Annotated in this window: 11 protein-coding genes; all 11 read right to left on the bottom strand. The window is 37.0% G+C overall.

Annotated features, from left to right (window positions below):
- Window positions 1–18: 18 nt before the first annotated feature.
- Window positions 19–1,701 (bottom strand): alpha,alpha-phosphotrehalase, encoded by a 1,683-nt coding sequence (gene treC / locus GKP30_RS14875; protein ID WP_216830263.1) that lies wholly within the window; start codon window positions 1,699–1,701, stop codon window positions 19–21.
- 13 nt (window positions 1,702–1,714) lie between these two features.
- Window positions 1,715–3,379, bottom strand: coding sequence for a glycoside hydrolase family 13 protein (locus GKP30_RS14870; RefSeq protein WP_216830243.1), 1,665 nt, complete (start codon window positions 3,377–3,379; stop codon window positions 1,715–1,717).
- 211 nt (window positions 3,380–3,590) lie between these two features.
- On the bottom strand, window positions 3,591–5,006 hold the full coding sequence (gene treP, locus GKP30_RS14865) for a PTS system trehalose-specific EIIBC component (protein ID WP_216830242.1): 1,416 nt from the start codon (window positions 5,004–5,006) through the stop codon (window positions 3,591–3,593).
- Between the two features lie 427 nt (window positions 5,007–5,433).
- Window positions 5,434–5,817, bottom strand: a complete 384-nt coding sequence (locus tag GKP30_RS14860; protein ID WP_216830241.1) for a hypothetical protein — start codon at window positions 5,815–5,817, stop codon at window positions 5,434–5,436.
- Between the two features lie 146 nt (window positions 5,818–5,963).
- Window positions 5,964–6,587, bottom strand: coding sequence for a hypothetical protein (locus tag GKP30_RS14855; protein WP_216830240.1), 624 nt, complete (start codon window positions 6,585–6,587; stop codon window positions 5,964–5,966).
- A 390-nt stretch (window positions 6,588–6,977) separates the two neighbouring features.
- Window positions 6,978–8,591: a long-chain fatty acid--CoA ligase gene (locus GKP30_RS14850; protein WP_216830239.1), complete on the bottom strand. Its 1,614-nt coding sequence runs from the start codon at window positions 8,589–8,591 to the stop codon at window positions 6,978–6,980.
- Window positions 8,592–8,853: 262 nt separating this feature from the next.
- Window positions 8,854–9,741: a DNA-3-methyladenine glycosylase family protein gene (locus GKP30_RS14845; protein ID WP_216830238.1), complete on the bottom strand. Its 888-nt coding sequence runs from the start codon at window positions 9,739–9,741 to the stop codon at window positions 8,854–8,856.
- Window positions 9,742–9,923: 182 nt separating this feature from the next.
- The gene (locus tag GKP30_RS14840; RefSeq protein WP_216830237.1) at window positions 9,924–11,297 is read right to left on the bottom strand and encodes an aldehyde dehydrogenase; all 1,374 of its coding nucleotides are present in this window, start codon (window positions 11,295–11,297) and stop codon (window positions 9,924–9,926) included.
- Between the two features lie 89 nt (window positions 11,298–11,386).
- Window positions 11,387–12,019, bottom strand: a complete 633-nt coding sequence (rnhA, locus tag GKP30_RS14835) for a ribonuclease H (protein ID WP_216830236.1) — start codon at window positions 12,017–12,019, stop codon at window positions 11,387–11,389.
- Window positions 12,020–12,157: 138 nt separating this feature from the next.
- On the bottom strand, window positions 12,158–13,516 hold the full coding sequence (locus GKP30_RS14830) for an MATE family efflux transporter (protein ID WP_216830235.1): 1,359 nt from the start codon (window positions 13,514–13,516) through the stop codon (window positions 12,158–12,160).
- 96 nt (window positions 13,517–13,612) lie between these two features.
- Window positions 13,613–14,332, bottom strand: a complete 720-nt coding sequence (locus tag GKP30_RS14825; protein ID WP_216830234.1) for a lysophospholipid acyltransferase family protein — start codon at window positions 14,330–14,332, stop codon at window positions 13,613–13,615.
- Between the last annotated feature and the right edge of the window lie 242 nt (window positions 14,333–14,574).

The following is a 14,574-nucleotide window of genomic DNA, read 5'->3' as shown; positions in this document are numbered from 1 at the left end:
TCACCAATTACAATTGTATCACTTCTTAGATAGATGATAAACGACCGATTCATAAGGACGTATACTCAAATTATTACTTAATGGTGCAGGATCCGCATAATTTGAAATAAGAACCTCATGACTAAACGAGCCGACATCCATTGATGGTGGAAGTTCATAAGTCACTTCTTTACTAGAAAAATTATTTAATACTAGTAGCTTCTCATCGTTATACGAACGTACATATCCGAATATCTCTTCATGTTCACGATCGATTAACTGATAATCACCATACGTAATAATATCGTACTCTTTGCGCAACTGGATTAACTGTTGGTAATGATAGAATACTGAATTTGTATCTTGCAAAGCTTTTTCTGCATTAATTTCAGTGTAATTGCTAGCCACATTAATCCAAGGAGTTGCTGTTGAAAACCCAGCATTCTTTTCACTATTCCATTGAACTGGTGTCCTTGAATTATCACGTGATTTCCGCTTGATAATTTCCATTATTTCTTCTTCTGCCATACCTTTTTGCTTCATTATTTCGTAATAATTCAATGTCTCAACATCGCGATAATCATTAATATTATTGAACTTAGGGTCTGTCATGCCAAATTCTTCACCTTGATAAATATACGGTGTCCCTTGCATCATATGAATCGTTGTTGCAAGCATTTTAGCCGATTCGTTATGGAATTCTTCATCATTTCCATAGCGAGTAACTACACGTGGTTGATCATGATTACACCAGAACAGAGCATTCCAGCCTCCACCTTTATGCATTTCAATTTGCCATTTCGAAAGAATATCCTTCAGTGCAAGGAAGTTCATGTCACCTATCGCCCATTTTTCACCGTTCGGATAGTCAACTTTTAAGTGATGAAAATTAAAGGTCATGCTGAGTTCATTACTATTAGGATTCGTATATTGAATACAGTGATCAATCGTCGTTGAAGACATTTCCCCAACTGTCATACTGTCATAGTTCGAGAAAACTTCTTTATTCATTTCTTTCATAAACTCATGGACTCGTGGTCCATCTGTATAAAACTTTCGTCCATCACCAGGAGGGACTGACCCATCATCATTTGCAAACCGTTGATCCTTTGATATTAAATTAATGACATCTAAACGGAAACCATCTACACCTTTTTTAAACCAGAAGTGCATCATGTCATAAACTTGTTTTCGGACTTCTTCATTTTCCCAGTTAAGATCAGCTTGAGTTACATCAAAAAGGTGCAAGTAATATTGGTTTGTCTTTTCATCCAATTTCCAAGCCGAACCACCAAATTTCGAAATCCAATTCGTTGGTTCTTTTCCGTCAACAGGGTCTTTCCAAATATAAAAATCTCGATATGGGTTATCTTTCGATTGCTGTGATTTCTTAAACCACTCATGTTCGGTTGAAGTATGATTGACTACGATATCCATAATGACTTTAATTTCTCGATTGTGTGCCTCCGTTAATAGCCGATCAAAGTCTTCCATTGTTCCGTACTCTTCATGAATTGAAAAGTAATCACTAATATCGTAACCATTATCAATTTGTGGGGATTTGTAAATCGGTGTAAGCCAAATGACATCAATGCCGAGCTTTTTTAAATAGTCCAGTTTATCGATAATTCCTTGAATATCACCTACACCATTTCCTGTCGTATCATTAAAGCTTTTTGGATATATTTGATATACGGTTGATTTTCTCCACCATTCGTTCATTGCTGCACCATCCTCATTGTTGTTTTTCAACTAAATAGACTCTTGCTTCGTATGGTTTATATTCATTCGTTTCGTCTTTTTTATAATTACTAAGTAATAGCTGGGCTCCATTCAATTCTTCGAGATCCACCGTTGTTCTTTCACCATAGAAGTTACAAATGACATATAATGTTTGAGTGTCTAACTTCCGCTCATAAGCAAACACAGCAGGATGTTCTTCAAGAAGCAACTTATAAGTCCCATAAACAATCACTTCATTTTGTTTTCTTAGTTGAATTAGCTTCTTATAGTAATGAAAGATTGAATTGGAATCTTCCATTGCCTTCTTCGCATTGATTTCCATATAATTTGGATTTACTTCTATCCACGGTATACCCGACGTAAATCCTGCGTTTAGACTATCATCCCATTGAACTGGAGTTCTTGCGTTATCTCTACTTTTCGCATACAAACTGGCCATGATTTGCTCTTCAGACTCGCCTTGTTCTTTTGCCTCACTGTAAAAATTTAATGTTTCAATGTCTCGATAATCTTCAATGGATGGAAAGTTGACGTTCGTCATTCCAAACTCTTCTCCTTGATAAACGTATGGTGTCCCTTTCATCATATGTAATAAAGTGGCGAGCATCGTTGCTGACTCATAGTGATATTGTCTATCATCTCCAAATCGAGAAACAGAACGTGGCTGGTCATGATTGTTTAAATACAAGCTGTTCCATCCTTTATGCTCTAGTTCCGTTTGCCACTTAGATAGGTTAGTTTTTAAGTCATTTAAATGAAGTTCTTTTAAATCCCACTTGCCATTTGTTCCATTATCTAGTCCCATATGTTCAAATTGAAACACCATATTCAGTTCATTTCTGTCATCTGCCGTATATAGTTTAGCCAACTCTGGTGTTACTCCTGGCATTTCACCGACCGTCATAACGTCATATTTTGATAGCACTTCTTGATGCATTTCTTGTAAATATTCGTGAATTCTAGGCCCATTCCGATAATATTTACTTCCTGATGCATATTTATTTCCAGGCTTCACCTCATCATTTGGTAAACCCTCAACTTTACTAATGAAATTGATAACATCCATCCGGAACCCGTCAATCCCTTTATCTAACCACCATGTCATCATCTTATAAATCTCTTCGCGAAGCGCGCGGTTCTCCCAATTCAAATCAGGCTGTTTTTTAGAGAAAAGATGTAAAAAGTATTCATCGGTCCTTTCATCATACTCCCAAGCCGAACCACCGAAATTCGAGCCCCAGTTGTTCGGTTCCTTTCCATCTTTGCCAGGTCTCCATATATAATAATCGCGATACCTATTCTCCTTTGAAGACCTTGCTTCAACAAACCACTGATGCTCATCGGAACTATGATTAACTACAAGGTCCATAATTAATTTCATTCCTCGATTATGTACTTCTGCTAATAGTTGTTCCCATTCTTCCATCGTCCCGAATTCATCCATTATTTCTTGATAATCAGAAATATCATATCCATTATCATCATTTGGTGACCGATATACAGGCGAGAGCCAAATCACATCAATTCCAAGTTCATGTAAATAATCGAGTCTTGAAATAATACCTTGAATGTCGCCGATCCCATCACCATTGGAATCCATAAAGCTTCGAGGATAGATTTGATAAACTACACTTTCCTTCCACCAGGACTTTTCCATCGTCGTTTCCACCCTTATTTTTAAGCATTTTTAAAACAGAATATAGTTGCTATACATTTATTTCATACTTAAAGCGCCTTAAAATATAAACTCAAATTTTAACAGCGCTTTTTTTAAAAAATACCATTGGCTGCAAAGTGGCATACCAATGGTATTTTTTTGTACTTAGTGATTGTTCGAGAATGTTGACCTCATTTCCGAACTCTCACTACTACTGTAATTTTTTATATTTTGCGAAGAGATATGTTAATGTAAACGGAATGATAATTGCAATGCCCATACCGATAAAGAAAGGTACCCACTTATCAGCAACAATGGAGAAGAATGCAGGTAAACCACCGACACCGATAGATGGAGCAATAACGTTACTAATCGTAATAAACATACCTGCTGTTGCTGCCCCTATAATTGCGCAGATGAATGGATATCTAAATCGCAAGTTAACCCCAAACATCGCGGGTTCAGTAATACCTAAGTAGGCTGAAATTGATGAAGATAATGACAACCCTTTTAATTTGTCTTCTCTTGTTGCAAAGTACATCGCTAATGCAGCTGAACCTTGTGCAATATTTGAAAGTGCCACAATAGGCCATAAGAATGTACCACCAATGCTACCGATCAGCTGTAAATCAACGGCTAAGAACGTATGGTGCATCCCTGTAATAACGAGTGGTGCGTAAATTGCGCCGTAAAGTAGACCGCCAATTGCTGCAAAGTTACCAAAAGTCCAAACAAAAAGATCTGTAATCCAGTTACCAATTGTAAAAGTAACAGGTCCAATCGCTACGAATGCAATAAAACCAGTAACAAGCAAGGCAACAGGTGCTACGACTAAAAGCTTGATTGTATCAGGCACCCGTTTGTTTAGTGCTAACTCCATTTTCGCCAATACGTAGGATGCAACAAGAATAGGAAGTACCTGTCCTTGGTAACCTAGCTTCGCAATTTCTAATCCAAATAAGTTCCAGTACGGAATTTCTCCTGCTTCTAAGGCGGCCCCGTATGCCCATGCATTAAGTAAATCTGGATGAACGAGCATTAAACCTAATACAATACCAAGCAGTGGATTACCACCAAAGCGTTTTACCGCTGACCAACCGATTAATCCTGGGAGGAAAACGAAGGCGGTATTTGCGATTAAGTTAATGATTCCAGCAAAATCGGCCCACTGTTCATGAACATCAACAATCCCTTGTCCAGTATAAAAAATGTCTGGAGCCGTTAAAACGTTGTTAACCCCCATTAATAAACCAGCTGTAACAATTGCAGGTAGAATTGGAATAAAAATATCAGCTAATGTTTTAATCGCACGTTGAAGCGGGTTTAAATTTTTCTCTGCTGCACTTTTCGTATCTTCCTTACTTGATTCCCCAATCCCTGTAATATTAACGAGCTCTTTATACACCTTGTCTACAAGACCTTGTCCAATAATGACTTGGAATTGTCCGTTTGTAGCAAACGAACCTTTAACCATATCAATATTATTTAATTTTTCTTGATCGACTTTACCTTCATCGTGCAACGCAAAACGTAAACGGGTTACACAATGACTGGCAGAAGCAATGTTTTCTTTTCCACCAATGGCTTCGATTATTTGTTCGACTGTTTGTCTATTCACATCGGCCATACCCAACTCTCCTTTAGAATGATATCGTTTTCATTTCTGACTTATAAATGAGAATACATCCAATTATTCCTACCATTTAATGTTTCACCATAACAGTTTCTTATTCTATTTAAAGTACATTATGTAGTATGGATAAATTCCCCAAAAATACGCTTTTATTAAACTTGTATATACAAGGGGTTGACACTTCAAATATTAACTTGTATATACAAATATGTCAATTGATTTTATAGCTCTTTTACTCCAACAGAAATATCCAGAAAAGCTCGTCAATTACATCACATATTTTCCAAAATCTTCGTTTAAATGACTGTGTTCAGGTGACAAACTCGAACAGCATGATTTAGACAAAAAAAACACCAGACCTTTTTTTCAGCCTAGTGATTTAAACAAAATCCTATTTCAACATAATACGATAATATTAATTTTAAGTTCTCCATCTTCGTCTACGTTTTAACACAACCAAGTTTGATCCTTTTACCTTTACATAGGGAGTAACGAAAGAACGATAACTAATTGCAGCTAGAATATAAGTAACCGCTATAAATGGAATCGGAAAAACCAAGGCTTCTAGTAGAACACGCGCAAACCCACCATGATCACTATACGTAGAAACAGAACCATACAATGCTAGTTGTGATGTGCTATAAAACATAAGCATCACTAAAGCATTTATACAATGGAAAAAAAGCGAAAGTCTCCGTTCTTTTGTTTCTCGCTCAATATTCCATTGCAGAGATAACACAAGGATCATCGAAATTAAAGCAGACAATACTGAAATTGTGTTAATTACACTGTTTGAAAGCAACATTACTAATCCCTCTTTATTAAAGACTTTCCTGTTATTATGTGCAATTTTCAATTTTTATTAGTGCAATTTAAAATAAAAACTGTGTTACAGCCTATTAATTTTTGAACTCATCGTGTGGAGCCGTTTTAAAACATTTAAATAAACGTTTAATTAACATAAAATAAAAATGCCATTAAAGCGGTTATAGCCGTCGCTGCTCCAGCAATGTTAAACCAAACTATTTTAGTAAAAGAACGTTCACCAAGATCGTTCCGTAACTGATTGACGATATCTTCTCTTAAAACTTCAGCATCGGGATATTTCCAAGCTTTTTTAAAATGAACCTTAACGGTTGTAAAGACACTTTCTCCTTCGCTCCACTCTACATTAATGGTTAATTGATTATCAGGTAATATGAAACTAATTTCACTAAAATCAACGAGGTATTCTTCCTCTTTAAAACTAAGTTGTCTGTCCTGTAATAATTTTCGAATTACGTCTGCGGTTCGATGGCCCGTTGACTTATGAATTGTAATATAACCGATATTAGCCATCTTCGCTAATAGAATTAACAGTGAAATACCTATAACAGTTATGTAGAGTATCAGGTGAAACCGATCATCTAAACCTTCTTGTAGAGGGAAAGCAACTAGTGTAGGTAAGACCGATAACCAAATGGAGAACTTCGATTGAACAAATACCCCGTTATTTTTACTAAAGTTAATTGTTTTAATAAATTCACCAATTAATAATAGGATCAAGATCCCCAAGTAGATATAGATAAGTGCCAACTAATCACGCTCCGCTATCTATCAAATATTATTTTAGATTACCTTTATATCATTTTACCAACTTTATTCCATCGGTAAAGAAAAATTTACCATTTTTTATTTTTATCGTTTGTTAATAAACCTAATTAATCATTACAAATCATCGTCACTGTAAAAGGCTTTTTTTCAGATTGTTGCTTTTTGCTATTGCACCTCAACCAAGTGAAAGCCTGGTTCTTCACGCCAAAAAAAGATCAATTCACTGCTCCTTCTTTTAATACACGTTACAAGCTTTTTGCTCATGTATTGTGGCAAGAGTGGAAGACTTTGTGAATTGATCGTCCTGTTACTATTAAATACTATTTATCTATTTACTAGATTAAATCTAAAAATATTAACTAACATTTTTTATTATTGAACTTGGAAGTGCTCCTTCAACTGGTCACGTAGGGCTCGTTTTAAGAATTTTCCGACTGATGTTTTTGGAATCTCATCTAAGAAGACAACATCATCTGGTAACCACCATTTTGCAAATTGCGGACGTAAAAATTCAATAATATCTTCTTTTGATACTTTATCTTTATATTGTTCATGTAAAACTACGCACGCTAAAGGTCTTTCTTGCCATTCTCGATGAGGGATTGCAATAACCGCTGCCTCAAATACTGCATCATGTGCCATAATTCCGTTCTCTAAATCAACTGAAGAAATCCATTCACCTCCACTCTTAATTAAATCCTTCGTGCGGTCAACTAACTTAATTATTCCTTCTTCGTCTACTACGGCTACATCTCCTGTATGAAGCCACCCATTGTGAAATGCATCTTTACTTCGATCATCCTTGTAGTATTCGTCTGCAATCCAAGGACCACGGATAAGTAATTCTCCCATTTCTTCCCCATCCCAGTTCACTTCACCATTTTGGCCAATAACTTTAATTTCAAGTCCAGGAACAACTAAACCTTGCTTCGCTCGAATAGCTAACTTCTCTTCTTCTGGTAGTTCAGTTTGGTAACTTTTAAGTGTCGAAGCTGTTACAATCGGACACGTCTCTGTCATACCATAAGCATGAAGGAACGGAATTCCGTATTTAACTTCAAATGCTTTAATCATCGCTGCAGGAGCCGCCGATCCACCACATAATACAGCTCGTAAACTACTTGTGTCGTAGTCTCCTTCTTCAAGCTCCTTTAAGAGCCCTAACCAAATAGTCGGTACACCTGCTGATAATGTCACTTTCTCACTAGCAATAAGCTCTGCTAAAACTTTTGGAGTAAACTGAGCTCCTGGCATAATTTGTGTGGAACCGAACCACGTTGCTGCAAAAGGCATTCCCCATGCATTTGCGTGGAACATTGGGACAACAGCCATACAACGATCAGATTCTGAAATTGCAGCTGTATCCACTAAGCCAAGTGCCATACTGTGTAGGAAAATACCACGATGACTGTAAACTACCCCTTTTGGGTTTCCTGTTGTTGCTGATGTATAGCAAATCCCTGCAGGAGAGTTCTCATCAATATCTTTAATAAATTCAAATTCTGGGTTTCCATCAGCTAGTAGCTCTTCATATGAATATACTGGTGATAAACTTGTTTCTGGTAATTCTCCATCTGTCATAACCACGTATGCTTCGACTGTGTTTAATTCATCTTTTACACGTTCGATTAATGGTAGGAGGTCACTATCAATAAGAAGAACTTTATCTTCAGCATGATTGACGATGTATGAAATATGCTCTGCTGCTAAACGAATGTTGATCGTATGTAATACAGCACCTAATCCTGGAATAGCAAAATAAGCTTCTAAGTGACGATGAGAGTTCCAAGCAAAAGTACCAACTCGGTCTCCTTGTTTAACACCAAGCTTTTGTAACGCACTTGATAATTGTCTTGTTCTTTGACCGATCTCGCGGTACGTATGGCGCTTCATCCCATCTGCTGTTCTAGTAATCACTTCTTTTTTCGGAAAATACTTTTCTGCTCTTTCCATCATAGAAGAAATATTTAATGGTACATTCATCATAATAATTCGCCTCCTAAAAAATCTAAATTATTTATAATTTCGGCTAACGCCGTATTACACTGTAAGCAAGAGAGATCGATTATTCATTTTCTTTTAAACTAAATCCTAGTAACTATTCCTTAAAAGTTACTTGCCTGTCCCCTTTTTAAACACAATGTTTGTAAGCGCTTACCTTAAACTAGGCGACAACCACTAAACATACTATGCAGTAGCTGTTGCTACACACACTTTACAATACTATGTTTGTCACCGCGTCAGCATTCTAGTTTTTTATAATTTCTTCTAGCAAATGTGGTCGCTCCACACTAAGCCATAAGTAAAGACTCGCATAACTACAATAAGGGTGCCATTCCTTTGAATACTCGATTACCTCTTCAGACCTTGGTTTTGCATCTAGATGATAGAGACGTTTTATTGCATTTTGAATTCCTATATCTGCTGCTGGCATTAAATTGGGACGCCCTAAGCCAAATAATAAAAAGTTTTCTGCAGTCCACTTTCCTATGCCGCGAATTTTGATTAATTCGTCAATAACATCTTCATCACTTTGATGACGAAATGCCTCCAAGTCTAATTCACCACTTGCAATTTTTCTAGATGTATCAATGATGTATTCGGCTTTACGTCCGCTAAATTGCAATTCACGCAATTGATCTACTGTAAGTTCACTTACTCGATCTGGCCGCGGATAAAATGAAACTCCATCTATGACAGATCCAAACTCTTTAACAAATCTAAAAGTTAGTTCGTGTGCAAACTTCATATTTAATTGCTGATGAATAATCGTTTTCATTAAACAACCATAAAGGTCAAAGTCACAGACAATCGGCGCCCCATAAAACACATCAAACAGAGGTGCTAGTTTCGTACTATTAAAATGATCGGATATACTTTCTAGATCAACACTCCATAGAAAAATTTGATCTAACCTCTCTAGGACTTTTTCTTTTTGCAAACTATCTCCTGTGATCTTTACTTCAGTTACACCAGGTTTTTGTTTAAAAGAAACGGTTATTACTTTGCTTTCCTCGTAAAAAGGAAGCTTAACTTGCTGATTTTTAATATCAACGACATGTAGTGGGTCAGCAGCTAATCGTTCAAGCATATGTGAAATGGCATAAGGTGTTTTTACTTCAATAGTCGATTCCATTGTTCGATAACTCCTAAAAAGGTTTCTAAAAATAATTTAATTATCTAAATTTTCACTAAATATACAATACTAGGTTAATTGCTTTTTTCCTTCAAAAACTTAAAAAATATTTTTATTAGGATAACTTAACTATGTTTAGTAAGAAAATAAAAAGCTGACCTCTCGTCAGCTTCGTTAAGCACTTATTTCATAATTCGCTTTATCAGTTTTAATCCACCTTTAGCTTTGTGATACCTTAGTGGGAGATCCATTTTCGTAGACTGATGTAATACGCCTTTATCATGGGAAAATGCATCAAAACTATATTTCCCATGATATGCACCCATACCACTTGAACCTACTCCACCGAATGGTAATTGTGACGTGCCAACATGGTAGATGACATCGTTTATGCAGCCGCCACCAAAAGATAGACGATTAATAATCGTATCCTCTGTCTTTTTGTTTTCTGTAAAGAGATAAAGCGCTAATGGGTTAGGTCGTTTTCTCACCATTTCTATTACTTCTTGTTCAGTTTCATATTCAATCACAGGAAGGATAGGACCGAAGATTTCTTCCTCCATTACAGGAGAATCCCAAGAAATATCCTGTAGTATTGTTGGTTCAATAAAACGACGTTCTCTAATCGAGTTCCCGCCAAAAATGACTGTTCCATCCTTCATATAACTCGTTAGACGATCAAAGTGTCTTTCATTAACAACCATTGGAAAATCTGAGTTACGTGAAGCATCCTCACCAAACTGTGCCTTGATTTGTTCGATTAACTTCTTGATGAATGGTTCCTTCACACTTTTATGAACGAGTAGATAGTCTGGTGCAATACATGTCTGTCCAGCGTTCGTAAATTTACCCCAAGCAATACGCTTTGCGGCTACATCTAGTTTTGCATCTTCATGTATGATTGTCGGACTCTTCCCTCCGAGTTCAAGTGTAATCGGTGTTAAATGCTTTGCAGCTGCTTCCATAACCACTTTTCCAACTGCTACACTTCCTGTGAAAAATATATGATCAAAGTTAAGAGCAAGTAAAGCTGTGCTCGTTTCTACATCACCTTCAACAACTGCTACATAACGCTCGTCAAATGTTTGCTGCAATAAATGTGCTAAAACAGAAGATGAATGTGGCGTTAATTCCGATGGCTTTATAACAGCACAGCAGCCTGCAGCAATGGCTCCAATTAACGGTGCGATCGTTAATTGTACGGGATAATTCCAAGGTGAAATGATTAAGGATACACCGTATGGCTGCGGATAAATGTAGCTTTCTGAACCAACATGAGTCATTGGCGTTTTTACTTTACGGGGCTTTGCCCAGCCTTTTACATGCTTAATTGTTTCAGAAATTTCACTGTAAAGGACACCCATTTCCGTCAAGTATGCTTCAAAGTCTGATTTATTTAAGTCTTTACGTAGTGCTTCGATTAATTTTTTTTCATTAGCCTTCAGAGCCTTTTTTAATTTCTTTAGTTGTTTAATCCGAAAGTTAACGTTAAGAGTTTCTCCACTATAAAAATAATCCTTTTGCAGCTGTAGAAGGTTTTCATACGTTTCACTCATTTTTAAACCCCCAAACCAATTTTATAAGATAATCTTATGTTATCATCACCACAAACAAATCTGCTTCTTTAAAGACTCGGAAAATCGATTTATTTCCGTCCATAATCGGCTTTAATCTCACCCCATAGCTCTGTGCGCCATTTAAGAATTGGATTTTTGTATGTGTTTGCTTTCAACCATTTTTCAGCACGTTCAACCAAAGTCCAGATGTACTCCGTATCTTTATCACGTTTTAAGCTGGAATTAACCCTTTTATCCTTTACCCATTTCATTGCGGTTTTGGAGTCAGAGTAGATCGGTGTTTCATCTTTCCCTTGTTGCTTTAACCATGCGAGCCCGTGTACGATCGCTAAAAATTCTCCCATATTATTTGTGCCGATATGTATTTCAGGATGTGAAAAGAGGATTTCTCCCGTTTGTGTATGTACACCCTTATACTCTACAATCCCAGGATTTCCCCTGCACCCTACATCAACGGATACACTATCCCACACGACATCGCTTATTGATTCTTCTTTTGCTTGTGACGATTTTTGATTTGCAGAAGTTTTCCTTGTCGGGGCTCGACCAGTAGAAAAAGCAGCTTCCGCCTCTGCTTTACTTTCAAATGACTTAAACCTTGCACCTTGAAACCCTTTTACTTGCCGTTCACATTCAGCCCATGTGTTGAATATACCAGTCTTTCTCCCACTCCAAACAACATAATATTTCTTTTTTGCCAAGATGTTCACTCCAGACTATTTTTATATTTAACTCTATCAAAGTTTGTTGCCCTTTGTTTCTGGACCGTTTGCATTCGATCCTAGACTTTTATGCAGTGCGTAACGTATTAAGGATAAATCCCTTAAATTGCAGCTTCACTAAGCACTCGTTTTTACTGCAAACTTTCTTTGAACCAAGACTAATCGATATAATAAGGCAGCAGCACAACATCCTAGGCCTGTTATCAAACCAACCCAATATCCGTATGGACCAAGCGGAGTATAATTGGCTGTTAAATAACCCGTTGGCAACCCAATGATCCAAAAGGAAACTAAAGCCATAACGAATGGAATATTAACATCCTTATAACCTCTTAATGCACCTTGGATAGGTGTTGCTAATGCGTCAGAGATCTGGAAGAAAATTGCGTATAAAAGGAACTGCTTAATTAAAATTAACACAGTTGGATCGTTTGAATACAGTCCAGCTACAGGTCCCCTTGTAACATATAAAATTAATGAGGCAACGAGGGAGAATAAGACCGCAAACCCTATGCCTAGATAGCTATACTGTTTCGCATCTTGCAAACGTTTCGCACCAACCTCATACCCTACGGCAATCGTTAAAGCAAAAGCAACACTCATTGGGATCATATATAATAAAGACGCAAAATTAATGGCTGCTTGGTGAGCCGCAATTGTTTCAGTGTTGAATTGACTCATTAGTAATGTTACTGCTGCAAAGATACTCGTTTCAAAAAAGATCGTAAACCCTATCGGTAGACCAAGTAAAAGTAACTCCTTCCATGCAGAAAAAGACACCCCGAAGAACGTTTTAAAAATATTGTACTCTGAAAAAGGACGAACTTTTATGACGAAAAATAAAGCAATCACTAATATAAACCAATACGTGATCGAGGATGCATATCCTGCTCCTACTCCACCTAATCTCGGAAAACCCAAATGCCCAAAAATTAAAATATAATTAAAGAAAACATTAATCGGCAATGCAAGAAGAGTAATAATCATCGTAACACGCGTTTGGCCTAACGAATCAAAAAAGCAACGAAGTACAGTGTATAAAAATAACGGAAAAATTCCAAATGATAATCCGATTAAGTAATGCTTGGCAATTCTTCTTACCTCATCCGTTAAACTCATTGCGTTTAGAAGGGGATTAAGAGCAATTATCCCTGAAAAAATAATTACAATAACAATTACAATCGATAAATATGTAGCTTGAATTACAGAAAAAGGGACCTTATCGTATTTTTCCGCTCCTATGTCCTGCGCCAATATTGGTGTTAATGCCATTAATATTCCAACGAGCCCTGTAAAAATCGGGAGCCAAATACTCGATCCGATGGCTACACCTGCTAAGTCATCCGCACCCGCTTGTCCCGACATAACTGTGTCAAAAAAATTCATTCCGTAAAGCCCCAATTGCGTGATTAGAATCGGGATAAGAATAAACATTAACAGCCTTAACTTTTCTTGCCATGTTTTTGTCTGCTTCATGGTGGTAAACCAACTTTCTCTTATTCAACAGGTGCCAGGCACCACCAGCGCTTTAAAGCGCTAATGGTGCCTGGCACCTGTTTTGTTATTTCTTTATTATTCCTTCATTTGCTGATCTTTAATAATGTTTCTGACGAGGGTGGCTAGTTCTTTTTCATCCATATCCTTATACTCTCTATGGTAAATTGGTTTACCTACTTTTATTTCGACAGCTCCAGGTTGAATGAGCCTTTTTTCTTCAAACAATTTATAGGATCCATTAATTGAAACTGGAACGATAGGTACGTTCGATTGCAGCGCTAATCGAAAACTCCCTGCTTTGAACCGCCCCATTTCATTACCTTTACTTCTCGTTCCTTCTGGAAAAACAACGAGTGAGTGCCCGTTGCGTAAAAGCTTGGCACCTTCATCTATGGCCTGAAGTGATTGTCGTCGGTCTTTTCGTTGCATAAACACACAATTTATTACTGTCATCCACCATCCAACAATCGGAACTTTTCTCACTTCCTCTTTGGAAATAAAGCCTTTTGGTTTATCAATATACCCTAACAATAAAGGAATATCAAAATCACCTTGATGGTTTGAAACAAATAATACTGCTCCTTCACTCGGCACATTTTCCATTCTTTCTACAGTTACTTCCGCTCCTGCTAGCTTAACAAGCGAACGAGCCCAACGCTTTGGCAGTTCAGATGACAATTTGTCTCTTTCTGCAACTGTCAACGATGGTTCGAGTCGTTTAACCTTACACAACGTAGGTAAGCTATATATTAAATAAAGAGCTAAGTAAATCACCCAGATGACCGTACGTATCATGATGTACCCTCCACACTATTCTTCCGTAGTTATTATAGCAGAAAAGTAGAGTCCGAAAGACAATTTTGCAAAGGTATCATCCCTCATAAAAAATAAGAGGATGACTCTCTTAATTACAAACCTTTCATCTATGATCATCAGAAGGTTATCGAACCCATTCTATGTCACAGGAAATGAGAAGTATGGTAATTTGAATCATCCTAATCATCCAAAATTTCCTCTTTCTAATCTAAGAGGGCCAC

It is taken from the genome of Alkalihalobacterium elongatum, from assembly GCF_019024285.1.
Taxonomy (GTDB): Bacteria; Bacillota; Bacilli; order Bacillales; family Bacillaceae_F; genus Alkalihalobacterium; species Alkalihalobacterium elongatum.
Note: the sequence above shows the minus strand (reverse complement) of the source record. Positions and strands in the feature narration are given on the sequence as shown.

What these genes read in the sequence shown, in the direction of transcription:
- treP (WP_216830242.1), bottom strand. Translation starts at nt 5,006, where the DNA reads ATGGCCGATGTGAATAGACAAACAGTCGAACAAATAATCGAAGCCATT.
- GKP30_RS14830 (WP_216830235.1), bottom strand. Translation starts at nt 13,516, where the DNA reads ATGAAGCAGACAAAAACATGGCAAGAAAAGTTAAGGCTGTTAATGTTT.
- GKP30_RS14850 (WP_216830239.1), bottom strand. Translation starts at nt 8,591, where the DNA reads ATGATGAATGTACCATTAAATATTTCTTCTATGATGGAAAGAGCAGAA.
- GKP30_RS14825 (WP_216830234.1), bottom strand. Translation starts at nt 14,332, where the DNA reads ATGATACGTACGGTCATCTGGGTGATTTACTTAGCTCTTTATTTAATA.
- treC (WP_216830263.1), bottom strand. Translation starts at nt 1,701, where the DNA reads ATGAACGAATGGTGGAGAAAATCAACCGTATATCAAATATATCCAAAA.
- GKP30_RS14860 (WP_216830241.1), bottom strand. Translation starts at nt 5,817, where the DNA reads ATGTTGCTTTCAAACAGTGTAATTAACACAATTTCAGTATTGTCTGCT.
- GKP30_RS14845 (WP_216830238.1), bottom strand. Translation starts at nt 9,741, where the DNA reads ATGGAATCGACTATTGAAGTAAAAACACCTTATGCCATTTCACATATG.
- GKP30_RS14870 (WP_216830243.1), bottom strand. Translation starts at nt 3,379, where the DNA reads ATGGAAAAGTCCTGGTGGAAGGAAAGTGTAGTTTATCAAATCTATCCT.
- GKP30_RS14840 (WP_216830237.1), bottom strand. Translation starts at nt 11,297, where the DNA reads ATGAGTGAAACGTATGAAAACCTTCTACAGCTGCAAAAGGATTATTTT.